This window comes from Streptomyces sp. NPDC104367, assembly GCF_055583825.1.
The window spans coordinates 129,801-153,467 of record NZ_JBVJND010000020.1 but is presented as its reverse complement, the minus strand read 5'-3'; the positions used below and the strand labels follow the sequence as shown (position 1 = coordinate 153,467).

Below are 23,667 nucleotides of genomic sequence, written 5' to 3'. Positions count from 1 at the left end.
TGGTGCTGCTGCCGGAGGGCGTGACCGCGGCCGACCCGCTCGACGTGCCGGCCGACGCACCGCCGACCGGGGCGTCCGACGCCGGGGAGGACGCCATCGCGCGCCCGGAGTCCGAGGCCGAACTCGCCGTCCGCGAGGCGCTGTACGACGTGATGGACCCCGATCTGGGCGTGAACATCGTGGACCTCGGCTTCGTACGCCGGGTCCGGCTCACGGACGACGGCCACGCGACCATCACGATGACCCTGACCTCGGCCGCCTGCCCGCTGACCGCGGTCATGGAGAGCCAGATGCGCACCGTGCTGGCCGGCACCGACTTCACGGTGGCCTGGGAATGGCTGCCGAGCTGGCGCCCCCGGGACATCAGCGAGGACGGACGCGAACAGCTCAGGGCCATCGGGTTCAGCGCGTTCTGAAGACCCCCAGGCACCACCCGCACAGGAGACAGATCCGATGACCACACAGACACCGTCACAGACGCAGGCCACCGAGCCCGGCGAGAGTGCCCGTCTGGACACCCTCGAAGCGATCATGAAGGCGTTCAACGCGCACGACCTGGACGCGATCATGGAGTTCTTCGCGGAGGACTGCTCGTTCGACACCTCGCAGGGACCCGAGCCCTGGGGGCGGCGCCTCACCGGGAAACCGGCGGTGCGCGCGGGCCTGGCCGCCCGGTTCGCGACCGTCCCCGACGTCCGCTATGACGCCGACCGGCACTGGGTCAGCGGCGACCTGGCCGTCTCGGAATGGCTCGTCACCGGCACGGCCACCGACGGCACGAAGGTGCGCGTACGCGGCTGCGACCACTGGGAGTTCAAGGCCGGGAAGATCGTCCGCAAGGACTCGTACTGGAAGATCGTCGACCGCCCGACGCCTTGAGGCCGAGGCGGTACTTCCCCCCGTCCCCCGTCCCCCGTCCCCCGTCCCCCGTAGAAGCAAAGCGACTTGAGGTTGGCCATCCCATGACTCACGTTCTCATCGCCGTCACCGGCGTCGACCACTGGACCCTCGCCGACGGATCCAAGCACCTCTGCGGCTACTGGCCGGAGGAACTCAGCACACCGCACCGGGTCTTCACCGAGGCGGCCTTCGACATCACCGTCGCCACCCCCGGCGGCGTCGTGCCGACCGCCGACCCGCTGGGGTTCACCCCCGAGATGCACGGCGGGGACGCCGCCGAGGGGCAGCGGATCAAGGCGCACCTGGAGTCGATCCGGGCCCTGCGCTCCCCGGAGGTACTGGAGGACGTCGACGTCAGCGCGTTCGACTTCGTCTTCGTGCCCGGCGGCTGGGGTCCCATGGAGGACCTCGCGGTCTCGGAGTCGTTCGGAGCGCTTCTGCGCCGCTTCGACGACGCCGGCAAGCCGGTCGCCGCGGTCTGCCACGGCCCGGCCGCCCTGCTCCCGGCCCGCGCAGACGACGGCCGGTGGCTCTTCGCGGGCCGCGCCCTCACCGCCTTCAGCAACGTGGAGGAACACGAGGTCGGCTTCGCACCGCGGGCCAAGTGGCTCCTGGAGGACCGTCTGAGGAGCGAAGGCGGTGCCTACAGCTCCGCCCCGGAAGGCTGGGACGAGTACGTGATGGTCGACGGCAACCTCTACACCGGCCAGAACCCCGCGTCCTCCGAGGCCCTGGCCCACCGCCTGGTCGCGGACACCCGGTCCTGAGAGGGCCCCGGGCCTCCCCGGAAGACCGCCTCCGTCCTCAGGGGCGCGTCGACACGGCGGCCGGCCAGCGCCACGACCCGTGGCACACGTGAGTCACGTATGACCGGTGCCGTGAGGGCCGCGCCCACCGCCGGGGTGACAGTCCGGCCGGCAAGTACACCGTCTCGGCCGGGACCTCCTGCGCTCGGCTCCCCCTGAAGAAGACGGTCACCCTCAAGTGACGCCTGCCGGGGCTCTCCGTGTCGCGCGGGGAGCCCCGGCTCCGTTCCTCACCTCGTTCACGCGTACCGGCACGGGAGCGCCGAAGATGCGTACGAGGCCTTCCGTCGGCCCGCACCGAGCCGTGAACCCACCGCTTCCGCCCTTGCCGTACTCGTGTCCGACTGGTCCAGCCCGATCTGTACCGCGCTCGTCGGCAAAGTGGCGAGAGCGGTCCGTGAGGCGGCCGCTGGTGTGGTGGTGTGCCCGGACGCACCGGATGAGGCGAGGACGGCCCACAGTCCGGCCCTGCTGCCTTGACCCAACGCCGACTTTGCTGATGAGTAGTCAGTTTCTTGAGGTGCGATGAGCTCACTCGGCTGTAGTTCGCCCACGGCTGCCCGCGCGATGACGCTGCCATCCAACCGTCGGCGTGGCCGCACAGCAGGATGCCCAGGCGCGTCAGCGTGGCGCCACGTGCCCCTCTCTCGACCAGAACCGATCCGACGTCCTTCTCCAGCCGGGTCAGCTGCTGCGAGATTGCCGGCGGAGTGACCCCGAGCCGCGGAGCGGGCAAGACTTCCCGTCTCGCGCACGGCAAGAAGCAGGGACAACTGTGGTGACGTAAGGGCCATAACCCCGGGCTACGGACACTGCCGCCCGGCCCGGTCATGGTCACACCCGCCGTGGAGACCTCGCCCCGAGAGCGCACCGGGCCTGCCGGATCGCACGTACAGACGGCTCCCGGTGCTCGCCAGACCGGCTGCCGTATGGCCTTTCGGACGTGCTGCCCGAGATTCTCGACAGCCACGCTGCGGGCGGCGCCGTACCGCGCCCCGGGAAGCACCCCGGGCTCAAGTCCGCCGACGCTCTGGGCCCAGTGCCCAGCTCACGGTTCGTCCTGGGGGTTGAGTACGCCGGTGCGGTAGATGCCGGGGGTGGTGCCCATGGTCTGGGCGAAGACGGTGACGAAGGCGCTGGGCGAGGCCCATCCGCAGGCGTGGGCGGTGTCGGTGACGGTGGCGCCTTCGGCGAGCATGACCATGGCGTTGAAGAGGCGGGTGCGGGTGCGCCACTGGGGGTAGGACATCGCGAACTCGCCGCGGAAGAGCCGGGAGAGGGTGCGTTCACCGGTGTGGACGTGGTGGGCGAGTTCGGCGAGGGTGTAGGGGTGGCTGAGGTCGGCTTCCACCAGGTGGCAGGCGTCGATGAGCCGCCGGTCCCGGGGGACCGGCAGCATGATCGGCTGTTCCGCGACACGGCGCAGCCGGTCGCGCAGGACGGCCTCGATGTGCCGGGTCTCGGTCCGCGTGAGGTCGGGGCCGGTGAGGGCGATGACCAGTTCGCGGACGAGCGCGTCGACCGCGATGACCGCCGGTGCCCGGGTGTCGAGGAGGGGTCTGGCGTCCTGGGCGGGGAAGCCGACGGTGTGGAAGCGGCTGTGGCCGTAGAAGCGGTGTTCGTGCCAGGTGTGCGCGGGGATCCACAGGGCCCGGTCGTTCGGCGCGATCCAGGAGCCGTGCTCGGTGCGGATGGCCAGGACACCGGAGCTGACGTAGATCAGCTGGTGGTCGTCGTGACGGTGACGGTCGATGACGTCCCCGCCGGCGCGGGACTGGGTATGCGTGGGCGCGACGGGCTCGTGGCGGATCTCGGACATCAATAGGCAGAATACGGATAGCAGGTGTCTCCCCGGATTGTCCATTGTGGAGGTGTCGCTTCGGTCCAGTGCCCAATCCGTCCCGCCATTGCGTGATCACCCCGGCTGCACGGCGAGCATGGTGCGGGTGGATTGTGGGGCTGGGCCTTGATCAAGACGGAGGATCCTTTTCCCGTGGCAGACGCACACAACGACGTGGTTCGTGACCAGTTCCGGCTTCAGGCCTCGACGTTCACCGACGAGGGTTTCGCCGCGCGCGGGCTGGACTGGATCGTTCAGGAACTCGCCCCCGCCGGCGGCGAGCAGGTCCTGGACGCGGCGGCCGGCGCCGCACATCTGGGGCGGGCGCTGGCCCCGCACGTCGGCTACGTGTGCGCGCTCGATCTGACACCCGAGATGCTCGAACAGGGACAACGGCTCGCCGCGGACGCGGGCCTGCGCAACATCATGTTCACCCTGGGGGATGTCTGTGCGCTCCCCTACTCCGACGGTCAGTTCGACATGGCGGTGTGCCGTCTGGCATTGCACCAGGTGGCCGACCCGGCGGCGATGGTGCGGGAGATGGTCCGGGTGACCCGTCCCGGCGGCCGTATCGGGCTCACCGACATGATCGCTGACACGGTTCCTGGGCCGGCTGAGGAGACCAACCGTCTGGAGCGTCTGCGCGACCCGAGCCACAACCGGACCCTGGCTCTGGCCGAGGTGCACGCGTTGCTGGAGGACGCCGGAGCTTCGGTGGCCTCGACCGCGGTACGCGATCACGTTCTCGATCTTGAGGACTGGATGGCGCGCACGGAGACACCGCCCGAGATGCAGCAGGAGATCCGGGCGCGGCTGGAGGAGGAACTCGCCGGTGGCCCGGCGACGGGGCTGCGGCCGTTCCGCGACGGTGACGGTGTCGTGTCGTTCACTCATGTCTGGGCCACCGTGACGGGCACGGTGAAGCACTGATCCGTCTGCCGCACCATGGCCCTGATACCGGATTCCCGGCATCAGTGCCGTTCACGCCTCTGGGCCACACCGTCTGCGCTGCCCGCCGACGAGCCACGGGCCAGGGAGGACCGGCTCACCCGGTGTCGCTCATGGCGTCGCGGGTTCGTCGGTTTGCGGTGCGTGGACGGGTTCGTCGGGTTCCGGTTCGTGGACGGGCTCGTCGGGTTCCGGTTCGTGGACGGGCTCGCGCAGAGCCGTGGAGATCAGGATCGCGAGGACGGGCACGGTGGCCAGGACGACGAGTGCGCCGCGTGGACCGTAGTGGCCGGCGACGAGCCCCAGCAGCGGCATGAACAGGCCTCCGGCGCTCATCGCGAGGCCGAGGGTCACCCCGGCCGCGGTCCCGGGCCGGCTGGGCAGGTAGTCCTGGCCGAGCTTGATGAGGACGGCGAACGGGATGTTGGAGATGAGGCCGACGAGGAGGGCCAGCGGGAGGGCCGCGTACTTGTCGTCGCAGGCCAGCATGAGCCACAGGGCCGGCAGCATCGCGGCGTTGCCGATCTGTACGGTGCGGACCATGCCGACGCGGTCGGCGAGCCGTCCGCCGAGCAGGGTGCCCAGGACGCCGCCGCCGAGCACGAGGGTCAGGGCCGTGCCGCCCAGTGCGCTGCCGGCGCCGAGGTGGCGGATCCAGTACAGCGAGACGAAGGTGTTCAGGCCGGTCGAGATCGTGGAGCGGACGATCTCGACCGCGGTCAGCGCCGCGAACCGCCCCGGCCGGTCCCTGCCGTGGTGCCGGACCTTCTCCCCCGCGGCACCCGTCGTGCGGTGGTGGTGGCGCAGCAGCACGAAGGCCATGAGGACGGCCGGGGGGATGAACAGTGCCGTCGCGCCCATGCCGAGGCCGTCCAGGGCCGGTGTCACCAGTGCCGGTGCGACGAAGAAGCCGACGCTGCCGCCCGCCGCGAAGTAGCTCATCGCGGTGGCGCTGCCCCCGGCCGCGCGGCGGGCGTCGCGCCCGGCCGGCGGATGGAACATCGCTATGCCCACACCGGCGAGCAGCAGCAGCGCGAACACCAGCGGGTAGGAGGGCACGAGCCCGGACAGGCCGGCTCCGATGCCCGCCAGGCTGATGCCGAGGGGCGACATCCACCGCAGCCGGTGGCGGTCGGCGAGCAGGCCGATCGGGACCTGGGGCAGCGCGCTGCCCAGCGTCGCGGCCAGCGCGAGCCCGGAGGCCTGGACGTAGCTGAAGTCCCGTTGCAGGACGAAGTAGGGGACGGCGGCGGGCACGAGGCCCTGGTAGAAGTCGTCGACGGCGTGGGCGGTGGCCCAGACCCGCATCCGGCGCCAGTTGCCGGACGGATCACCGACGTCACGGGGACGGGTCGTTTCCTGGATCGATGTCACACGTCCACGATCGGCAATACGGTCCAGGCGCGCTTTCCGTAATCCGCCTATCGATATCCGAAACCCGCCAGACATTCGCGAGGCCAGTTCCCCGCGATGGCCTGGGGCTACGTGCCGTGCGTAGAGGGGCGGGGGCCGTGACGGGCCGCGCGGTGCAGGTGTTCGGCGAGGGCGTGGGCGGCCGTGGTGGCGGCGGTGTCGGCGGTTCCCCGGGCCAGCAGGTGCGTGCGCCGGGCCCAGGAGTCCGACAGGTCGCAGACGTCCAGCGGCTGGGACGGGTCGACGGCGCGGCGCGGGACGACGGCGAGCCCGGTTCCGGCGGCGGCCAGGGCCGAGAGGACGTTCAGGTCGGTGACGGTCGTGCGGTAGCGGACCACCGGCGCGTGCGGTCCGGCGTGGGTGTCGATCCAGCGCCGCAGTGAGGAGTCCGGGGAGAGCCCGACGAGGGGATGTTCGGCGACCTCGGCGTAGGCGAGAGTCCGGCGGCCGGCCAGGACCGTGCCGGCCCGGCCGATCACCACGAGCGAGTCGTCGCCGAGGGTCTCGGTGACAAGGCCGTGGCCGGTGCCTTCATCGTCGACCAGGACGCCCAGGTCGGCCTCGCCGCTCAGGAGCATCCGCACGGTGTGCGGTGTGCGGCTCTCGCCGACCTGTACGTCGATGTCCGCGTGCTCCTGCAGGAACGTGACCAGGGCCCGGGGCACGAGCCGGTGCATCGCCGAGCCGCCCGCCAGCAGCCGCAGCGGCGCCGCCGGGGAGCGCGTGTAGCCGGCCACCGCGTTCTCCATGCGTGCGGTGGCGGCGAGGACCTCACGGGCATGCCGGGCGAGTGCCGTACCGGCGGGCGTCGCCCGTACCCCGCGGCGGCCCCGGACCAGCAGGGTGACGCCCGCGTGGTGCTCCAGGGCACGGACGCGGGCGCTGGCCGAGGGCAGGCTCAGATGCAGGCGCCGGGCACCGGCCGTGATGGAGCCTTCCTCCACGACGCCCAGGAACAGCCGCAGATCGTCCAGGTCGTAACGCATCGACCCAGCCTATGGCACAGCCTTAGGCTGGATGCGCGGATACCGCATTGTGAGGGCACTGGTGGGCGGGTGATGCTCGGGCGGTGACGGAGACACTTCTCGCCTGGGCAGCCGGGGTGATGGCCGGGGCACTGAATGCTGTCGGCGGGGGCGGCACGTTCGTCGCGCTGCCGGTGCTGGTCCGTCTCGGGCTGGATCCGGTGACCGCGAACGCCGCCTCGACCGTGGCGCTGGTCCCCGGCGCCCTGGCCGGCGCCTGGGTGTATCGGGGGCAGGTCAGGCCGGTCGGCGGGGTGTCCGTGCTGCGGCTGACGTCTGTCAGTGCGGCCGGAGGACTGTTCGGAGCCGGACTCCTGCTGCTCCTGCCGGCCCGTGCCTTCAGCGCAGCGGTGCCGTGGCTGCTGCTGTTCGCCACGCTGCTCCTGGCGACCGGACCACGTCTGCGCAGCGCGGTGACCGCGAAGAGCAACCGCCCGGCAGTACTGGGTGAGCGAGCCGTGCTGGCCGGCCAGTTCGTCCTGGCCGTCTACGGCGGATACTTCGGCGGAGCCGTAGGCATCATGATGCTCGCGCTGTGGGGCGCCGGACTCGGTATCGGCCCCGCAGCCGGCAACCCGATGCGGATCATCCAGCTCGCCGCCCTCTCCGCGGCCTCCGCCACGCTGTTCCTGATCGCCTCCGACGTACTGACCGCGCCCCGGCTGCCGGCGGCCATGCTCACCGGCGCACTGGCCGGCGGCTTCGGCGGAGCCCACCTCGCACGCCGCCTCCCCGAACGGCTCCTGCGGGCCGTCATCCTGGCCACCGCCGTCACCATGACGGCCCTCTACTTCCTGCGCGGCTGAGCACAGCCGTCACCCGGCCTCCGCCGCCTTCACGCTCCAGGCCCTGACCGGGCACCGACACCATCAGGAGGAACGACGACCGTGCAGTCCCCCTCTGCCGACCTGACACGACTGCTGCGGACCGGCGGCATCCACCTGCTGGTCCTGGCCGCTCTCGTCGCTGTCACCGGCGACGGCGGCATCGCCACGGCGTTTGCCCTGCCCGGTATCGCCCTGCTGTGTGTACCGGTAGGGACCGCCGAGCAAGGCGACCTGGACACTACATCCACACCCCGGCCCTTCCGGCCGGACGTTCAGGACCGGGAAGCAGACGCCTGACACCTGTTCAGGCTGATCGAGAGATCCTGTGCCGGTGCCGAGGGTGTGGTGGTGAGGGAGCTTCCCGGTGTGGGGTGGCACGCCGTCGTGAGCGAGGAGACGTCTGGCCAGGGGTTCTGAGGGGCGCCGGCCGATGCTGAGGATCGTGGTACGGGTCGTGAATTGGGCTGGAGGCGATGGTCGTTCGTGTGTTTCCATGCGGGGCGAAGCTTCCCCTTGATGGTGGACACCTGGAGACTGGAATCTGAGGTTCCAGAGGAAGTAGCGCCAGGTGGGAAGCAAGTACACGAAGCGGTACACGGAGGAGTTCAAGCGGGACGCGATCGCGCTCGTCGGCTCCTCGGGCAAGACGGTGACGGCGGTCGCCCGGGAGCTCGGCATCAGCTCCGAGTCCCTGCGCGGCTGGTACCGCCGGGCCAAGGCCGACCGAGGCGAGGGCCGGCCCGGCGAGCTGACCGTTGCCGAGCGCGAGGAACTGCGGCGGCTGCGCAAGGAGAACCGCGAACAGCAGCAGACGATCGAGATCCCGAAAAAGGCGACAGCCTTCTTCGCTCAGGAGAGCGACCGGTGAGCGCGTCGCACCGGTTGATCCGTGCGGAGAAGGCGAACTACCCGATCGTGCTGCTGTGCCGGGTGCTGGACGTGGCCCGCTCCTCCTGCTACGCCCGGCGCGAGGGCGAGGCCACCCGATGCATCCGCCAGGCTGCCGACGATGCACTGGCGCACGAGATCACCATGCTGCACATCGCTTCCCGCCGCACCTACGGCGTCCCGCGCATCCACGCCGAACTGCAGCGTCTGGGGCGCCGGGTGAACCGCAAGCGCATCGCTCGCGCATGCGCGAGCGCGGCATCCGCGGCGTCACCCGCCGAAAGCGGCGCTCGCCGACCCGGCCGGACGCGAGGGCGAAGCCGGTCCCGGACCTGATCGGCCGGGACTTTCACGCCGAGCGCCCCGGCACCAGGCCGGTCGGGACATTACCAATCTGTCCACCGCCGAGGGCCGGCTCTACCTCGCCTGCCGGCCCGACCTGGCACCCGCGAGGTCGTCGGCTACGCCTTGGCCGACCACCATCGCGCCGAACTCGTCGTCGACGCGATCGACATGGCCCACGGCCGGGACGAGCCGGCGCCCGGCTACGTGATCCACAGCGATCGCGCCAGCGAGTACACATCGACTCAATTCCGCTCCCGAATAAGAGAGTTGGGGCTACGGCAAAGCTGCGGGCACACCGGATCATGCTTCGACAACGCCGCCGCGGAAAGCTTCTGGGCCTTGCTCAAGGAGGAGATCGGCACCCGCACCTGGCCCGACCGGGCCACCGCCCGCGGAGAGGTCTTCAACTTCATCGCTCGGTAAACGGGGGAGGTCCCCGGCGGAATACAGCTCGTCGCACTGCCGATCACAGCACCGGTCCGAGGAGGCCCCGCCCAGCAGCAACACATTGCGCAAGCCGATACGGACCGAGATCCGGACCATTTCCGGACCAGCACCCCGCCAGAGAGCCGCACCAGCTACTACTTCCCCTGGTCAGCTTGGGTGCAACTGCTGTACCACCAGCAGACCAAGGACCTGCCGGCGGGGCTTCACGCACGAGGGCGTCATTTGGATCACAGGCAACGAGCGAGTCGTCTCAGCCGCTCCAGCACGCTTGGCGAACCCACCTCACGTGACCTTCACGCCCGCAAGGTCGATACTGCGATCAGGAGGACAACCCCGTACGCAGTCACGCCCCCAACTCCCACCTGACGAGACGTCAGCCAAGTCGGCAACGGGTCGGCATCCGCCTCGCCGCAGCCCACCTCGGACCGCCGCGGGACGCCAAGATCAAGATCTGACCGTATCGCCTCTGACCTGCAAGAGCACGGGCCGGAGACTAGTCTGCTAGTGATACCAGGAGGTCCGCATGAAGATGCTGATCAACGTTCCGGAGACTGTTGTCGCCGATGCGCTGCGGGGGCTCGCGGCCGCTCATCCCGATCTCACCGTGGACGTGGAGAACCGGGTGATCGTACGGCGGGACGCGCCCGTGTCCGGGCAGGTCGCGCTGGTGTCGGGCGGGGGTTCGGGGCACGAGCCGCTGCACGGCGGGTTCGTCGGGCCCGGGATGCTGTCGGCCGCCTGCCCGGGGGAAGTGTTCACGTCTCCCGTCCCCGACCAGATGGCCCGGGCCGCCGCGGCCGTGGACAGCGGGGCCGGCGTGCTGTTCATCGTGAAGAACTACACCGGCGACGTACTCAACTTCGACATGGCCGCCGAGCTGGCCGAGGACGAGGGCATCCAGGTCGCGAAGGTGCTCGTCAACGACGACGTGGCCGTCACCGACAGCCTCTACACCGCCGGCCGGCGCGGCACCGGTGCCACCCTGTTCGTGGAGAAGATCGCGGGCGCCGCCGCGGCCGAGGGCCAGCCGCTGGAGCGGGTGGAGGCCATCGGCCGCCAGGTCAACGAGAACTCCCGCAGCTTCGGCGTCGCGCTGAGCGCCTGCACCACCCCGGCGAAGGGCTCCCCGACCTTCGATCTGCCGCCGGGCGAGCTGGAGTTGGGCATCGGCATCCACGGCGAACCGGGCCGCGAGCGACGGGCCATGATGACCTCCGGCGAGATCGCCGACTTCACGGTCAACGCCATCCTGGAGGACATGCCCCCGCGCAACCCGGTCCTGGTCCTGGTCAACGGCATGGGCGCGACCCCGCTCCTGGAGCTGTACGGCTTCAACGCCGAGGTCCAGCGCGTGCTCACCCAGCGTGGTGTCACCGTGGCCCGCACCCTGGTCGGCAACTACGTCACCTCCCTGGACATGGCCGGCGCCTCGGTCACGATCTGCCAGGCCGACGAGGACCTGCTGCGACTGTGGGACGCGCCGGTGAGGACCCCCGCCCTGCGCTGGGGGATGTGAGCGAGCAGCAGTACCGATCCGCGTCCGAACCGTCACGCAAGGAGATCCAGTGCTCGACGCCGACTTCTTCCGCCGCTGGATGGCGGCCACCGCCGCCTCCGTCGACCGCGAGGCGGAGCGGCTCACCGCCCTCGACTCCCCCATCGGGGACGCCGACCACGGCAGCAACCTCCAGCGCGGGTTCAAGGCGGTCACCGCCGTGCTGGAGAAGGACGCCCCCACCACCCCGGGTGCCGTCCTGACCCTGGCCGGACGCCGGCTCATCTCCACCGTCGGCGGCGCCTCCGGGCCGCTGTACGGCACGCTGCTGCGCAGCACCGGCAAGGCGCTGGGCGACGCGGCCGAGGTCAGCGAGGCGCAGTTCGCCGAGGCCCTGCGGGCCGGGGTGGACAAGGTGATGGCGCTGGGCGGGGCCGCGCCCGGCGACAAGACCATGATCGACGCCCTGGTGCCGGCCCTCGACGCGCTCGGCGACGGCTTCGGCGCGGCGCGGGCCGCCGCCGAGCAGGGCGCCGAGGCGACCATCCCGCTGCAGGCCCGCAAGGGCCGGGCCAGCTACCTCGGCGAGCGCAGCATCGGCCACCAGGACCCGGGGGCCACCTCGTCGGCGCTGCTCATCGCCGGACTCGCGGAGGCGGCCGGTGAGTGACGACACGCTGGTCGGGATCGTGCTGGTGTCGCACAGCGCGGAGGTCGCCGCGTCCGTCGCCGAGCTGGCCAAGGGCCTGGCGGGCGGCGCCGCCGCGGTGCCGGTCGCTCCGGCGGGCGGTACGGAGGGCGGCGGGCTCGGTACCAGCGCCGAGCTGATCGCCGCCGCGGCCGCGGCCGTGGACCGGGGCGCGGGGGTGGCCGTGCTCACCGACCTCGGCAGCGCGGTGCTCACCGTGAAGGCGCTGCTCGCCGAGGGCGACGAGCTTCCCGACGGCACCCGGCTGGTCGACGCCCCCTTCGTCGAGGGTGCGGTGGCCGCCGTCGTCACGGCGTCCACCGGCGCGGACCTCGACGCGGTGGAGGCGGCGGCCGTCGAGGCGTACACCTACCGCAAGGTCTGAGGCACCCGGCCGGTACGGGGTCTCCGAGGCACCCGGCTATCGCGAAGTGTGACGTGTGAAGTGTGAGGTACCACCGACTGTGCGCGGTCTGAGGCGGTCGGCCATCTCATGACTTGAGGCGGTCGGCCGTCGCATGGGCTGAGGCGGGGCCGACCGTCGCGTGGGCTGAGGCCGGGCCGGCCATCGCATGGCCCGGGGCGGTCGGCCGTCGTGGTACGGACAGGGGCGGAAGCCTTCTACGCCAGGCCCTCCGCCACCACCGCGAGGGCCGCGCGGAAGGTCGAGGTGAGTTCGGCCTCGGCCGTGGCGGCGTCCGCCGGTTCGTCGGCGGTGCGCCACGCGTAGTGCTCCACGGCCGCGCGCAGCGCCGCGTTGAACATGGCCGCCTCGATGGCGGGCCGCAGCTCGCCCGCCGGGAGCCCGGCGCGCTCGGCGAGGGCGCGGGCGAACGCCGGTTCCGCCTCGTCGTAGGACTGGAGCCACTCCGCGCGCAGCCCCGGTTCGCTGCGGGTCAGCCGGACCAGGGCGCCCATCGTGGCGCGGTCCGGGCTCTGCACCAGGCGCCGGTCCGTCGGTACGACGTCCTCGAACACCTCTGCGAGGGGCCGGCCGGGGGGCCATGCGCGCAGGCAGTCGGCGATCGCCTCGATACCCGCCGCGAACAGCGGCCGTACGCAGGCCTCCTTGCTCGGGAAGTAGCGCCACACCGTGCGCGCCGAGACCCCGACCGCCTGCCCGATCTGCTCGCCCGTGGTCGCGGCCACCCCCTGGGTGACGAACAGGTGCACCGCGGCCCGGGCGATCTCCAGTCTGGTCTCGGCCTTGCGCTCCTCGGTCAGGGGCGGCCGTCCCGTGCGTCCCCCTGCTGCGGTCATCTGCTCCTCCGGTGCCGGTGCCTGCTGACCGGAATTCTCCCCGAGGAACGGAAGGGTGGAAAATTCCGGCCCCGACTTTATGTCACTCGAAGACATTAAGTCGTATGGTGTGCGCAGCACCGGGCGCCGAGCGCCCTCGAACCACCTGATGGGAGCACCACATGGCCAGCGGACTCGACGGGCGCGGCGTCGTCGTCACCGGCGCGGGATCGGGAATCGGGCGTGCCGCCGCCCTGGCCTTCGCCCGGGAGGGCGCCCGGGTCGTGGTCGCCGACCTCAACGCCGAGGGCGCGGGCGCGACCGTCAGGGAGATCGGGGAGGCGGGCGGTACGGCGGTGGCCGTGACCGGTGACCTCAGCGAGCAGTCCGTGGTGGACGAGGTGGTCGCGACCGCCGTGGAGCGGTTCGGCGGGGTGGACGTCCTGGTGAACAACGCCGGGATCATGGACCGGATGTCGGCGCTGGCGGACGTCACCGACGCGGAGTGGGAGCGGGTCGTCCGGGTCAACCTCACCGCGCCGTTCCTGCTGACCCGCGCGGTGCTGCCGCACATGCTGGCGGCGGGCCGGGGCGCGATCGTCAACACCGCCTCCGAGGCCGGTCTGCGCGGCAGCGCGGCAGGCGCCGCGTACACGGCCTCGAAGCACGGCATCGTCGGCCTGACCAAGAACCTGGCCGTGATGTACCGCGGTCAGGGCATCCGCGCCAACGCCATCGCCCCCGGCGGTACGGCGACGGGGCTGACCCTCGACATCGACGGCGATGCGCACGGCCCCAAGGCGCTCGGCCCCTACTTCGGCAACGTCGGCCGGGTGTCCCAGCCCGAGGAGCAGGCCGCCGCGATCGTCTTCCTGGCCTCGGACGCGGCCGGCAACATCAACGGCGCGATCCTCCCCGTCGACAACGGCTGGGCCGCGGTCTGACCGACGGCGCCCGTCCCCTCCCGGGGAGGAACGGACCTGGCCGGCCGACGCCCGCGCCGACCCGCCCCGCGCCCGGACCGGCCGACCTGCCGAGGCGCGCGTCGGCAGGCTTCCCTCCCGGCCCGGTCGCAGGTCAGTCGGTTGCCGTGAACAGGGCCGCCAGGCGTTCGCCCTCCGTCTCGGCCGCCGCGCGGTCCTGGATGGGCCTGACCGCGGAGTTCCTGAAGACGATGTAGGTGACGCCGGAGGGGACGCCGCCGGTGCGGGGGTCGGGGTCCATGCCCAGGGCGCGGGCGGTGGCGTAGGAGGCCTCGCCGATGATGTCGCGCGGTCCGGTGTCGCCGACGACGGCGTACCGCACCCGGCCCTTGTAGACGACGGCGGCGACCGAGCCGCCCCGGACGCCGAAGGCGCGGTGGTCCCAGCGGCCGCTGGGGGCCGGTACGACGATGTAGGGCAGCGTCTCCGCGTCGAGGTGGCGGCCGTCGGACTGCTGGTAGGCGGTCATGGCCGAGAACGCGGGGTCCGCGGCGCGGTTGCAGTGGGCGGTGGGCCGGCCGTCGCAGTCGATGTCGAGGTCCGCCTTCCAGAAGACGGCGTCCCGCGTGCCGCACACGGGGACGGTGGCGGCGGCGCCGGCGTCGGTGCGGTAGCGGCCCTTGGACACCTGGACGCAGTCCCGCACCCGCGCCAGCAGGTCGGTCGCGGCGATCCGGTGCCGGCCCGCGTCGAACGGCGGTGGCGCCACGGGCGCGGGCAGCGTCGTCGGGGCGAGCAGGGCGGCGCCGGCGGCAGCCAGCGTCAGCGACTGGACACGCACGATGGGGGACCCTCTCCTGGGGGGACATGGCGGTCACCCAATCTGGTACGGGCCGCGCACCGCGGCCGGCAGGAGGAGGCCTTACGGGGCCGTACGGAGCAACAAACCGACACTCCGTGAGATGCCGTCAGGGGCCGGGGCCCTGAGCCGGTGTCGGCCCAGGCGGCCCCGGCCGCCCGCGTCGGCGCGGGATCAGCGACGACAGCGTTCCGCGCCACAGGCGTGAACTCCCCTGCTCTCCGGGGAAGTTCGGCCGCAGTGCCCTCAGCATACGTAACTCTCCCCCGGCGTCTCCAATACGGCCCTCTTGATGTCCGTATCCCGGGCAGGCCATATTGGTCCGGACCATTGCCGTGCTGCCGTCCCCGGGAGGCGGAACCGTGCGCCGTGCCGTCGTCGTGACCTGTGTCCTGCTGTCGGTGGCGTCCTGCGGCCGGGGCGGTGGCGGGGACGGCGACAGCGGCCGGCTGCCCGGTGCCCCGACCGGGTCACCGCGGCGGCGGGGAGCGCCACCAGCGTGCACGTGATGTGGAACGACCTGCCGGACGGCTCCGGGGTCCACGGCTACGAGGTGTACCGCGGCACCACGAAGGTCGCCCAAGTGCCGGTGTCACAGCACATGGTGGACGTCACCAGGCACAGGCCGTCCACCGTGTACGTGTTCACCGTGCGGGCGCGGGGCGGCGACGGCAGTCTCGGCCCGCGCAGCCGGGAGGTGCGGGCGCGGACCCCGGCGGCGGCCGCGGCGGACCGCTCGGCGCCCACCCGTCCCGCCCGGCCGAGCGGCCGGGCCGTCGGCAGCCGTGCGGCGCAGCTGTCGTGGGGCGCCGCCTCGGACGACCGGAAGGTGTCGTCGTACGACATCTACCAGGGCGGCGCGAAGATCCACAGTGTGGGCGGGAACCAGACCGCGGCCGTGGTGACCGGGCTGCGGCCGGGCACGGCCTACGTGTTCACGGTCCGGGCCCGGGACGCGGCCGACAACCTCTCGCCGGCGAGTACGGCGGTCCGCCTCACCACACCGGGCAGGGACGACGGCCGGGACACCGCGCCGACCGGGTTCACCGCGACGAGCCGTGCGGACGGCGGGGCGTACTACCTGGACCTCGCCTGGGATCCGCCGCGCGCGGACGGGGTGATCACGGAGTACCAGATCCGGCTCGACGGCGGTACGACCACCTCGCTGGTCTGGGGCGGCACCCCGCCGAAGGGCCGCTCGGCCTACAGCTTCTACGTGGGGCGGGACCCCGGTGCCGTCCACCGTGTGCGGCTGCGGGCACGGCTGCCGGACGGGACCTGGGGCGGGTACTCGGCGGAGCGCACGGTCACCACCGGGGCGTGACACCCGGTCAGGGCGGCGCAGCGGGGAGGACGGCGGCGTGGGCCGGACGGAGGAACGCGTCACCTGGGCGGTCGCCCTCCGCGTGCGGGGCGTACGGGGGCCGCTTTCGCTGAACCCGAGGCAGCACGGAAGTTTCCCGACCCCGGCGGCGCAACGGACGTTCCGCCAACCGTGCCGCCGGAGGGCAGCCCATGCGCACTACACGACTCCTCCTCCGCTCCGGTCCGGTGCTGGCGGTCGCCGCCGCGCTCCCGGCCTGGCTCGCCGGTGCGTCCGCCGCGGTCACGGGCATCTCGGTGAGCACCAGCGGCACCACGGTCTCGGTGGTCACCAGCGCGTGCACGCAGAGCGGCGGCAGCTGGGGCAACGCCTCACTGCTCAACAGCGCCCAGGCCAGCTTCGCCCAGGGACGGCAGGCGGCCCTGGCGGGCACCTCCGTCAGCCAGTCCGCCGTCTGGTCGGGGGTGTCGCCGGGCACCTACACCGTGGTCGTCGTCTGCTCCAACGGCGGCACGGCCGGCACCCAGTCGGTGATCGTCTCCGCGCCCGCCGTCCCCACGACCTCCTCCACCACCCGCCCGACCGCGCCCTCCCGGGGAGTGATGGGCGGCCTCGGCGGTGCCGCCCGCGACTACGGCCCGCTGACGCTGGGGATCGGAGCGGCGCTGGTCGGCACGGGCGTCATCGCCACCGGCTGGTACCTGCGCAAGCGCTCCAAGCCGTACCGCCTCTAGGGCCGCCTCTAGGGCCTGCGTGATGTCGTGATCAGCTTGTCGATCCGGGTCCGCCTGGATGGCGGATCCGGTAGGAAGACGGTCGTGACGTGCAGGCAACTCGCCAACGAGCAGTGGAAGTTGATCGAGCCGTTCCTGCCGATAGGCGAGTACGGCCCGTACCCCGGGCGGCTGCGGGATCAGTTCGAGGGGGTGATCTGGCGGTTCAGGACAGGTGCGCAGTGGCGTGAGATGCCGGGCGAGTTCGGGCCCTGGCCGACCGTCTACGGGCGCCTCAGGGTCTGGCGGAACGCCGGTGTCTTCACCGCCCTGCTGGAGGGTCTGATCGCCGAAGCCGCCCGCCAGGGCCTACAAGCAGCCGATTGATCACGACATCACACAGGTCCTAGCTCCAGGCATCCCGCTGTGCGTCGCTCGAGGCGAATGACCGTCTCCCGGTCACCTGGCCGGACGGCCGACAGCGAGATTCTCAATGTTTCCGTGCCACCGCTCGTTCACCACCGACGCCGGTTCGGCGGGGTCGATCCGGACTGCGGGCAAGCGTCCGGGATAGCCGGCGAAGACGAAGAGCCGATCGACGAGGCGATAGTTGAAGGTCGTTCCCCGGTCGAACTGGAGCCACTGCTCGTAGAGCCTGTCCATCTCCCCGCGATCGCCCAACCGGAGCGCGTGCACCATTCCCGCCGTCCACTCTCGCCAACCAGTGAAGCCGGCGCCGGCTGTGATGAGCCACTGCGTCTCCTCGGCCAGACCTTGCACAGCGGCCGTATCACCGGCCAGGCAGATCGCCTTCGCCGCCAGGGCTGTTCGCATTAGCAGCCGCGAGGCGTAACGGTCCGCCTGCGTCAGCAGGTCATCGCATTCCTCCGGTCGCGCGGTGCCCTGGAGAGCCCGGCGCCACAACCACGTCGACTCGTTCTCTTGCGCGATGCGATGCTGGCCCACTTCACGCAGATAGCGGGCTCGGGCAGCCGCGCCGACTACGGCCTCGTCGATCAGGCCCCGGTCGAACGCGAGATCACTGCGTATCCGTAATCCGGTGGTCTCCCCCGGGGGATACGCGGCGAGATGGGCGGCCAAGGCCGGAAAGTCGCTTACGCCGTGCAGGCTCCTCGCCACCTGATAGCGCAGCGTGTCCGAGGAAGGATTCTCGGCCAGCGCCTGGTGGAGCAAAACCAAGCAGCGTGCCTGGTCCCCCCTGGTGCGATACTGATACGCCAGCCGGAGACGGGGTTCGTCCCTGTTACCCGCCCGCAGCGGACGGCGCAGGTAATCTTCAAGATACAAGATGCGCTCACTCGCCTTGCGGTCGTTGCGCCAGGCCTCATAGAGCCCTGAGAGCTGGCCGATCCACGAGTCGGGGTCCGGTGGCGGCAGCCGCTGGGCCGACAGCGCGAAGCCGGGCAGGCGGCCGAAAGCGGTGGAAAGCCATGCTGCGGTCAGCCCGTGGACGTGGCACAAGGTGGCCGCCAGTTCCAGCACGTCGAGCTGGTCAGCCTCCGCCCCCTGCCCCAGCAGCGCGTTGCTGCGGTGGCGCAGTGCCTCCAGGAGCCGTGCGGCCTGCTCCTCCCGGTCCGCCGGGGCCCACGCCCCGCGATCGGCGGCCGACTCACTGCCGACCGCCGCACGCACCGCGTCGTGCAGGCGGTACGGGAACATCCGATGGTCGTCCCGAGTCACCAGGGTCTGTCGGCACAGCCGTTCGGCCGCGCCCATGGAACTCCCGGACGCCTCCGCGAGCAGTTGCGGGTCGAACCGGGGAACAAGGCTCGCGGTGCGCGCCAGTTCGCGCAGCTCAACAGGGATACGCGTGAATACACTCGTCACCAGCTGAGGCAGCGGGCCACCGAACGATGCGGCCTGGAGCGGTCCGTCCGCACGAGACCGAGCCATCGTCAAGGACAGGTCCAGATACAGCGGCAGCCCGTGCGCGCCGTCCCGGATGCGGGTGATCACGTCTGCCGGCAGTTCAGGGTTGCCGGCCGCGCCCGAAGCGCTGCTCAGGAACCGCTCCACATCCTGGCCTGACAGATTGCCAACGAGGTGCTGGCGGGGATCGTGCTCGGCGTCCGCGCACAGGCCGGGCCAGGTACGCGGTCCCGCGGCCGGCAGCAGTCCCTCCTCGTCGGCGGAGTCCCAGTTCAGGCGGTTGCGCGAGGTAACGACCCACAGCACCGCCGGCGTCAGGTGCACGATCCGTTGGAACAGCCCCTCCTGTACGCGGTCACCGCCCTGCACGTACTCGAAGGCATCGGCAAAGCCCACGACCAGCGGTCGTCTGTCGCCGGCCAGGTTCTCAAGGTCCCAGGAGAGCAGTCCTGCCAGCGCCGCCGCGACGCCCGACGAGGGGTCGCGCGTCGCCTCCCGCACCAGCAGGGCCAAGGGCTGGCAGTCGCGCAGCGCCCGCCCCCGCAGTCGCCGGGCCCTCACCGCCTCCGTGATGCGCAGCGCGCCCCTCACGGTGAACGGCCCGACACCGAACTGGCCGCCCGCGTCTTCGATGACGTCGCCCAGGGTATCCACCATCTGCTGCCGCACATCGAACCCCGACGCCGCTCGGACGCTCGGCAGCGCGATTCCCGGCCGTGCCTGCGACCACCAGGCGGCCAGCCCAAGGTCGAAGGCCGGGAATTTACGTCCGCGGGCCGCGCACGCGGCGCGCAGCGCGAGGACCACGGAGACGGCATCGACCGTACGACTGCCGTGGAAGTCGGCGCGCAGCGTACGCACAGGCCGGTCGAAGACGGGGACCGCTCCCCAGTCGCCAGGGTCCTCCAGCTCGCCGAGGGCCCAGCGTTCCAGCCGCCTGGACAAGGAGGTCTTCCCGATGCCGCCCATTCCGAAATAGGTGAGCACGTTGTTCCACCGTCGCCGGCCGAGCCGTGCCTCACCACAGACGACGTCGCCGTGCTGGTGGCGCAGCGCGGCAGCGAACGCCGCGTGCTCGGGCACGCGGTCTGTGAACAGGTCGGTCGCCGTGTACTCCGGATCGAAGATCCGGTCCAGCTCGCTCATGATCCCCCCGAGTCCCCTGTGCTCAAACGCAGTCAGACGTCAGCACCCCGGCCGTCTACCGAGTATCCGCCATGCGAGTTGTCCACCGTCGACCGTTCAGGAACCTCGCTCGAAGGGCGAACCTCACGTCACACTGACCCGCCCGGAGCGGGCAGCGAGCGTGGCCGTCCCTGTCGTCGCACGGAAGTGTCCAGCACCGCGCGGCCACGGCGATACGCGGTGCGCCATAGCGGACGGCCGGACTTCGGGGATGCGATCGAGGAGGACACGGTGCCGTCGTCTCCTGGTCCTCAGCGCCGTTGTCGAAAGATGGGAGATGGGCGATGCGACTGTGGGGAGCCTGGTGCGCGCCGATCGGGCTACGGAGTACCCAACAGCTGATCACGACATCACACAGGCCCTAGGTGTATTGACCCGCAGGGCCGCCTTCAGGGCCGGCCGGGGAGTTTCCCGACCTCCTTGACGGCCTCGGTGAGCCACTGTGTCCAGAAGGTCTCCAGGTCGATGCCGGCCCGCAGCACCAGGTGCCGGAGCCGGTCCTCGGGGGTGTCCCGGCCGGGCGGGAAGTCGCGCCGCTGGATCTCCTCGTACTCGGCCAGCTGCCGCCGGTGCAGCTCCAGATGGCGGCGCAGATCGGCTTCGAGCCCGGCCGTTCCGACGACGGCCGCCGCGCGCAGCCGCAGCAGGAGCACGTCCCGCTGCGGCCTGGGGTCCTGGGAGGCGGCGGTCCAGCGGGCCAGTTCGGCGCGGCCCGCGGGCAGGACCTCGTAGCTCTTCTTCTGCCCGCGGGCCGGCTGCTCGGAGGGCAGGGTGCGGATGTGGCCCGCGGCCTCCAGCCGGCCCAGCTCGCGATAGATCTGCTGGTGCGTCGCAGACCAGAAGTACGCGATCGACCTGTCGAACCTGCGGGTCAGCTCCAGCCCCGACGAAGGCTTCTCTAGCAGGGCGGTGAGGATCGCGTGCGGGAGTGACATGGGCTCATCCTAGGGACGGCCCCTACAGGGCGGCCGCCACCTCGGTGCCCTGCTTGATCGCCCGCTTGGCGTCCAGCTCGGCGGCGACGTCCGCGCCGCCCACCAGGTGTGCGCTGCGGCCGCCGGCGACCAGCTCGTCGTACAGGTCGCGGCGCGGTTCCTGCCCGGTGCACAGCACGACGGTGTCGACCTCCAGGACGGTGCTCTCGCCGTCGACGGTGAGGTGCAGTCCGGCGTCGTCGATCAGGTCGTAGCGCACGCCCGCGACCATGGTGACGCCCCGGTGCCTGAGTTCGGCGCGGTGGATCCAGCCGGTGGTCCTGCCGAGGCCCGCGCCGACCTTGTCGGTCTTGCGCTGGAGCAGGTGGACGGTGCGCGGCGGCGCCGGGCGCTCGGGGGCGGCGAGGCCGCCGGGGGCCCGGTACTCCATGTCGACGCCCCAGTGCCGGAAGTACGTCTCGGGGTTCTCGCTCGCCTTGTCGCCTCCGTCGGTGAGGTACTCGGCGACGTCGAAGCCGATGCCGCCGGCTCCGAGGACGGCGACCCGGTCGCCGACGGGGGCGCCGTCGCGCAGCACGTCGAGGTAGCCGAGGACCCGGGGGTGGTCGATGCCGGGGATGTCGGGGGTGCGCGGGGTGACGCCCGTGGCGACGACGACCTCGTCGTAGCCGGTCAGGTCCCCGGCCGTGACGGTGGTGCCGAGGCGTACGTCCACGCGGTGGGCGTCGAGCTGGTGGCCGAAGTAGCGCAGCGTCTCGTCGAACTCCTGCTTGCCGGGGACCTTGCGGGCCACGTTCAGCTGGCCGCCGATCTCGTTCGCGGCGTCGAACAGGGTGACGTCGTGGCCGCGTTCGGCGGCGGACACCGCGCAGGCGAGTCCGGCGGGTCCGGCGCCGACCACCGCGACGCGCTTGCGCAGCCGGGTCGGGGAGAGGACCAGCTCGGTCTCGTGGCAGGCGCGCGGGTTGACCAGGCAGGAGGTGATCTTCCCGCTGAACGTGTGGTCCAGGCAGGCCTGGTTGCAGCCGATGCAGGTGTTGATGGCCTCGGAGCGGCCCTCGGCGGCCTTGTTGACGAAGTCCGGGTCGGCGAGCATCGGGCGCGCCATCGACACCATGTCGGCGCAGCCCGAGGCGAGCAACTCCTCGGCGAGTTCGGGGGTGTTGATGCGGTTGGTGGTCACCAGCGGGACGGACACCTCGCCCATCAGCTTCTTGGTGACCCAGGTGTAGGCGCCGCGCGGCACCGAGGTGGCGATGGTGGGGATGCGGGCCTCGTGCCAGCCGATGCCGGTGTTGATGATGGTCGCCCCGGCCGCCTCGACGGCCTTGGCGAGGGTGACCACCTCGGCGTGCGTGGAGCCGCCGGGCACCAGGTCCAGCATGGACAGGCGGTAGACGATGACGAAGTCCGCGCCCACGGCCTCGCGCACCCGCCGGACGATCTCGACGGGGAACCGCATCCGGTTCTCGTAGGAGCCGCCCCAGCGGTCGGTACGGTGGTTGGTCCGGGCCGCGATGAACTCGTTGACGAGGTATCCCTCGGAGCCCATGATCTCGACGCCGTCGTATCCGGCCCGCCGGGCGAGCACGGCGGTACGGGCGTAGTCGTCGATGGTGCGTTCGACGTCCGCGTCGGTCAGCTCGCGGGGCGGGAAGGGGCTGATGGGCGCCTGGAGCGGGCTGGGGGCGACCAGGTCCTGGTGGTAGGCGTACCGCCCGAAGTGCAGGATCTGCATCGCGATGCGGCCGCCCTCGCGGTGCACGGCGTCCGTGATCAGCCGGTGCCGGTCGGCCTCCGCCCCGGTGGTGAGCTTGGCACCGCCCGCGTAGGGCCGGCCCTCGTCGTTGGGCGCGATACCGCCGGTGACGATGAGGCCGACTCCTCCGCGGGCCCGGGCGGCGTAGAACTCCGCCATCCGCTCGAAGCCGTTCTCGGCCTCCTCCAGGCCCACGTGCATGGAGCCCATGAGCACGCGGTTCGGGAGTGTGGTGAAGCCCAGGTCGAGGGGTTGCAGCAGGTGCGGGTAACGGCTCATCGGGCCCTCCGTGCGCGGTGTCGTCCCCGTAGTTGTAGAGGACCGCGCACGGGTTATGCAACTAGTTGCATAAGGGCTGGGGTGGTGATGTGTGACATATCACCGGGCCGGTGACGTGTGACGTATCACCGGACGAGTGACGCGTGACATATCACCGGCTCTCAAGCAGCACATGCAGCTCCCTCTCCTGGTCCCCCGAGGCGGAGGACAGGTTCCGCACCGCGAACAGGGAGTCGAGGGTCGTACGGAGCCGGTCGATCGCCCAGTAGCCGCCCTGCGCGTCGGCCTCGACCGTGGCCGAGAGCCGGGGCGGCGCGGTGCACTCGTGGGTGTCGGTGACCTCGAACGTGCCGAGCCACACCATCGGGCGTGTCTCGTGCAGCTGCTGCGGCACGTCCTCGGCGGCCCGGTCGGACTCGAAGCACTGGCACAGCGCGTCGAACACGATCCGGGCGTCTTCCTTGCTGCATCCGCTGATCTCGAGGGAGACGGGTTCCTCGTGCGTCCGCACACGGTCCATCGTGATCGCTCCTCTCATGGCGACGGCGCGATACGGCGGGTACCCCCGCGAACCGCGCCATGCCAACAGAAAAGCACCGTTCTCCCCATGGGCACCACCCGTCGGGGCGGCGGACCGGGCTCAGGAGCGGGTGGATCTGCGCATCTCGCTGTCCGCGAGGACGCGGGGGCTCTCGACGCGGTAGCCGTCGTGGGCGGGAGGCGCGTGCGGGCGTCAGGCCGGCGTGTGCCCCTGACAGACAGGGACAGACCGGTGACGCGACGGGAGGGTGAACGCACGCCCCGTAGGTCCCGCAGGTCATGTCGCCGTACGGACGCCGCCGTGTCGAGAGAAGGGGGAAAAGTCGGTGCCCGGCTCGGAGAGTCGGGTGTGGGCGCGGTAGAACAAGGGGAGTCGGCACGGGGGACGACGTGCCGTAC

Annotated in this window: 24 protein-coding genes and 2 pseudogenes; 16 read left to right on the top strand and 10 right to left on the bottom strand. The window is 71.5% G+C overall.

What is annotated here, in order from left to right; genetic code table 11:
• Positions 1 to 44 precede the first annotated feature (44 nt).
• From ACZ619_RS28175 to ACZ619_RS28165, 3 genes are all read left to right on the top strand, one after another.
• Positions 45 to 416, top strand: coding sequence for a metal-sulfur cluster assembly factor (locus ACZ619_RS28175; protein ID WP_469604601.1), 372 nt, complete (start codon positions 45 to 47; stop codon positions 414 to 416).
• Between the two features lie 37 nt (positions 417 to 453).
• Positions 454 to 879, top strand: a complete 426-nt coding sequence (locus ACZ619_RS28170; RefSeq protein ID WP_469604490.1) for a nuclear transport factor 2 family protein — start codon at positions 454 to 456, stop codon at positions 877 to 879.
• 83 nt (positions 880 to 962) lie between these two features.
• Positions 963 to 1,667 carry a type 1 glutamine amidotransferase domain-containing protein gene (locus ACZ619_RS28165; protein ID WP_469604488.1) on the top strand — a complete coding sequence of 235 codons (705 nt, stop codon included), beginning with the start codon at positions 963 to 965 and terminating at the stop codon, positions 1,665 to 1,667.
• 37 nt (positions 1,668 to 1,704) lie between these two features.
• On the opposite strand, the gene ACZ619_RS28160 is transcribed toward ACZ619_RS28165, so the two are convergent.
• On the bottom strand, positions 1,705 to 2,538 hold the full coding sequence (locus tag ACZ619_RS28160) for a helix-turn-helix domain-containing protein (RefSeq protein WP_469604599.1): 834 nt from the start codon (positions 2,536 to 2,538) through the stop codon (positions 1,705 to 1,707).
• Between the two features lie 216 nt (positions 2,539 to 2,754).
• A complete protein-coding gene (locus ACZ619_RS28155; protein WP_469604485.1) occupies positions 2,755 to 3,525 on the bottom strand; it encodes an AraC family transcriptional regulator in 771 nt (256 codons plus the stop codon).
• 147 nt (positions 3,526 to 3,672) lie between these two features.
• Here ACZ619_RS28155 and ACZ619_RS28150 point away from each other — a divergent pair, with 147 nt between their 5' ends.
• Positions 3,673 to 4,476 (top strand): class I SAM-dependent methyltransferase, encoded by an 804-nt coding sequence (locus tag ACZ619_RS28150; RefSeq protein WP_469604482.1) that lies wholly within the window; start codon positions 3,673 to 3,675, stop codon positions 4,474 to 4,476.
• A gap of 129 nt (positions 4,477 to 4,605) precedes the next feature.
• Here the strand turns inward: ACZ619_RS28150 and ACZ619_RS28145 are convergent, their stop codons facing one another.
• Entirely contained in the window at positions 4,606 to 5,802 is a 1,197-nt protein-coding gene (locus ACZ619_RS28145) for an MFS transporter (RefSeq protein WP_469604598.1), read from the bottom strand.
• Between the two features lie 173 nt (positions 5,803 to 5,975).
• Positions 5,976 to 6,893 (bottom strand): LysR family transcriptional regulator, encoded by a 918-nt coding sequence (locus ACZ619_RS28140; protein WP_469604479.1) that lies wholly within the window; start codon positions 6,891 to 6,893, stop codon positions 5,976 to 5,978.
• 83 nt (positions 6,894 to 6,976) lie between these two features.
• Here ACZ619_RS28140 and ACZ619_RS28135 point away from each other — a divergent pair, with 83 nt between their 5' ends.
• The 8 genes from ACZ619_RS28135 to ACZ619_RS28100 all read left to right on the top strand — a co-directional run bounded on the left by ACZ619_RS28135 (position 6,977) and on the right by ACZ619_RS28100 (position 12,007).
• Positions 6,977 to 7,738 (top strand): TSUP family transporter, encoded by a 762-nt coding sequence (locus ACZ619_RS28135; protein ID WP_469604476.1) that lies wholly within the window; start codon positions 6,977 to 6,979, stop codon positions 7,736 to 7,738.
• 81 nt (positions 7,739 to 7,819) lie between these two features.
• Positions 7,820 to 8,056: a hypothetical protein gene (locus tag ACZ619_RS28130; RefSeq protein ID WP_469604473.1), complete on the top strand. Its 237-nt coding sequence runs from the start codon at positions 7,820 to 7,822 to the stop codon at positions 8,054 to 8,056.
• 271 nt (positions 8,057 to 8,327) lie between these two features.
• Complete coding sequence (locus ACZ619_RS28125; protein WP_469604470.1) at positions 8,328 to 8,627, top strand: transposase; 300 nt, start codon at positions 8,328 to 8,330, stop codon at positions 8,625 to 8,627.
• A complete protein-coding gene (locus ACZ619_RS28120) occupies positions 8,624 to 8,983 on the top strand; it encodes an IS3 family transposase (protein ID WP_469604468.1) in 360 nt (119 codons plus the stop codon). Before ACZ619_RS28125 ends, ACZ619_RS28120 begins: the two co-directional genes overlap by 4 nt.
• A gap of 90 nt (positions 8,984 to 9,073) precedes the next feature.
• The gene (locus tag ACZ619_RS28115; RefSeq protein WP_469604596.1) at positions 9,074 to 9,415 is read left to right on the top strand and encodes a transposase; all 342 of its coding nucleotides are present in this window, start codon (positions 9,074 to 9,076) and stop codon (positions 9,413 to 9,415) included.
• Between the two features lie 547 nt (positions 9,416 to 9,962).
• Positions 9,963 to 10,955 carry a dihydroxyacetone kinase subunit DhaK gene (gene dhaK, locus ACZ619_RS28110; RefSeq protein WP_469604465.1) on the top strand — a complete coding sequence of 331 codons (993 nt, stop codon included), beginning with the start codon at positions 9,963 to 9,965 and terminating at the stop codon, positions 10,953 to 10,955.
• A gap of 49 nt (positions 10,956 to 11,004) precedes the next feature.
• Positions 11,005 to 11,604, top strand: coding sequence for a dihydroxyacetone kinase subunit DhaL (dhaL, locus tag ACZ619_RS28105; RefSeq protein ID WP_469604463.1), 600 nt, complete (start codon positions 11,005 to 11,007; stop codon positions 11,602 to 11,604).
• On the top strand, positions 11,597 to 12,007 hold the full coding sequence (locus ACZ619_RS28100) for a PTS-dependent dihydroxyacetone kinase phosphotransferase subunit DhaM (protein WP_469604460.1): 411 nt from the start codon (positions 11,597 to 11,599) through the stop codon (positions 12,005 to 12,007). The genes dhaL and ACZ619_RS28100 overlap by 8 nt, the downstream gene beginning before the upstream one ends.
• A gap of 236 nt (positions 12,008 to 12,243) precedes the next feature.
• On the opposite strand, the gene ACZ619_RS28095 is transcribed toward ACZ619_RS28100, so the two are convergent.
• Positions 12,244 to 12,882, bottom strand: a complete 639-nt coding sequence (locus ACZ619_RS28095; protein WP_469604458.1) for a TetR/AcrR family transcriptional regulator — start codon at positions 12,880 to 12,882, stop codon at positions 12,244 to 12,246.
• Positions 12,883 to 13,043: 161 nt separating this feature from the next.
• Here ACZ619_RS28095 and ACZ619_RS28090 point away from each other — a divergent pair, with 161 nt between their 5' ends.
• A complete protein-coding gene (locus tag ACZ619_RS28090) occupies positions 13,044 to 13,805 on the top strand; it encodes an SDR family NAD(P)-dependent oxidoreductase (RefSeq protein ID WP_469604455.1) in 762 nt (253 codons plus the stop codon).
• A gap of 133 nt (positions 13,806 to 13,938) precedes the next feature.
• Here ACZ619_RS28090 and ACZ619_RS28085 read toward each other — a convergent pair whose 3' ends face one another.
• On the bottom strand, positions 13,939 to 14,625 hold the full coding sequence (locus ACZ619_RS28085) for a glycoside hydrolase family 75 protein (protein WP_469604453.1): 687 nt from the start codon (positions 14,623 to 14,625) through the stop codon (positions 13,939 to 13,941).
• A gap of 380 nt (positions 14,626 to 15,005) precedes the next feature.
• Here ACZ619_RS28085 and ACZ619_RS28080 point away from each other — a divergent pair.
• The 3 genes and pseudogenes from ACZ619_RS28080 to ACZ619_RS28070 all read left to right on the top strand — a co-directional run.
• Positions 15,006 to 15,967: pseudogene (locus ACZ619_RS28080) on the top strand (fibronectin type III domain-containing protein).
• Positions 15,968 to 16,158: 191 nt separating this feature from the next.
• Positions 16,159 to 16,701 carry a hypothetical protein gene (locus ACZ619_RS28075; RefSeq protein ID WP_469604450.1) on the top strand — a complete coding sequence of 181 codons (543 nt, stop codon included), beginning with the start codon at positions 16,159 to 16,161 and terminating at the stop codon, positions 16,699 to 16,701.
• An 84-nt stretch (positions 16,702 to 16,785) separates the two neighbouring features.
• A pseudogene (locus tag ACZ619_RS28070) lies at positions 16,786 to 17,049 on the top strand (transposase); the annotation flags it as partial.
• A 90-nt stretch (positions 17,050 to 17,139) separates the two neighbouring features.
• On the opposite strand, the gene ACZ619_RS28065 reads toward ACZ619_RS28070, so the two are convergent.
• From ACZ619_RS28065 to ACZ619_RS28050, 4 genes are all read right to left on the bottom strand, one after another.
• The gene (locus tag ACZ619_RS28065; RefSeq protein ID WP_469604447.1) at positions 17,140 to 19,716 is read right to left on the bottom strand and encodes a hypothetical protein; all 2,577 of its coding nucleotides are present in this window, start codon (positions 19,714 to 19,716) and stop codon (positions 17,140 to 17,142) included.
• Positions 19,717 to 20,144: 428 nt separating this feature from the next.
• Entirely contained in the window at positions 20,145 to 20,690 is a 546-nt protein-coding gene (locus ACZ619_RS28060; RefSeq protein ID WP_469604444.1) for a PadR family transcriptional regulator, read from the bottom strand.
• A 22-nt stretch (positions 20,691 to 20,712) separates the two neighbouring features.
• Complete coding sequence (locus ACZ619_RS28055; RefSeq protein ID WP_469604441.1) at positions 20,713 to 22,728, bottom strand: FAD-dependent oxidoreductase; 2,016 nt, start codon at positions 22,726 to 22,728, stop codon at positions 20,713 to 20,715.
• Between the two features lie 151 nt (positions 22,729 to 22,879).
• Positions 22,880 to 23,248: a hypothetical protein gene (locus ACZ619_RS28050; protein ID WP_469604439.1), complete on the bottom strand. Its 369-nt coding sequence runs from the start codon at positions 23,246 to 23,248 to the stop codon at positions 22,880 to 22,882.
• Positions 23,249 to 23,667: the final 419 nt, after the last annotated feature.

Bases quoted from the DNA above. Each gene is read 5' to 3' on its own strand.
- ACZ619_RS28170 (WP_469604490.1), top strand. From the start codon at position 454: ATGACCACACAGACACCGTCACAGACGCAGGCCACCGAGCCCGGCGAG.
- ACZ619_RS28165 (WP_469604488.1), top strand. From the start codon at position 963: ATGACTCACGTTCTCATCGCCGTCACCGGCGTCGACCACTGGACCCTC.
- ACZ619_RS28160 (WP_469604599.1), bottom strand. From the start codon at position 2,538: ATGACCGGGCCGGGCGGCAGTGTCCGTAGCCCGGGGTTATGGCCCTTA.
- ACZ619_RS28155 (WP_469604485.1), bottom strand. From the start codon at position 3,525: ATGTCCGAGATCCGCCACGAGCCCGTCGCGCCCACGCATACCCAGTCC.
- ACZ619_RS28145 (WP_469604598.1), bottom strand. From the start codon at position 5,802: ATGCGGGTCTGGGCCACCGCCCACGCCGTCGACGACTTCTACCAGGGC.
- ACZ619_RS28140 (WP_469604479.1), bottom strand. From the start codon at position 6,893: ATGCGTTACGACCTGGACGATCTGCGGCTGTTCCTGGGCGTCGTGGAG.
- dhaK (WP_469604465.1), top strand. From the start codon at position 9,963: ATGAAGATGCTGATCAACGTTCCGGAGACTGTTGTCGCCGATGCGCTG.
- ACZ619_RS28095 (WP_469604458.1), bottom strand. From the start codon at position 12,882: ATGACCGCAGCAGGGGGACGCACGGGACGGCCGCCCCTGACCGAGGAG.
- ACZ619_RS28090 (WP_469604455.1), top strand. From the start codon at position 13,044: ATGGCCAGCGGACTCGACGGGCGCGGCGTCGTCGTCACCGGCGCGGGA.
- ACZ619_RS28075 (WP_469604450.1), top strand. From the start codon at position 16,159: ATGCGCACTACACGACTCCTCCTCCGCTCCGGTCCGGTGCTGGCGGTC.
- ACZ619_RS28065 (WP_469604447.1), bottom strand. From the start codon at position 19,716: ATGAGCGAGCTGGACCGGATCTTCGATCCGGAGTACACGGCGACCGAC.
- ACZ619_RS28060 (WP_469604444.1), bottom strand. From the start codon at position 20,690: ATGTCACTCCCGCACGCGATCCTCACCGCCCTGCTAGAGAAGCCTTCG.
- ACZ619_RS28055 (WP_469604441.1), bottom strand. From the start codon at position 22,728: ATGAGCCGTTACCCGCACCTGCTGCAACCCCTCGACCTGGGCTTCACC.
- ACZ619_RS28050 (WP_469604439.1), bottom strand. From the start codon at position 23,248: ATGGACCGTGTGCGGACGCACGAGGAACCCGTCTCCCTCGAGATCAGC.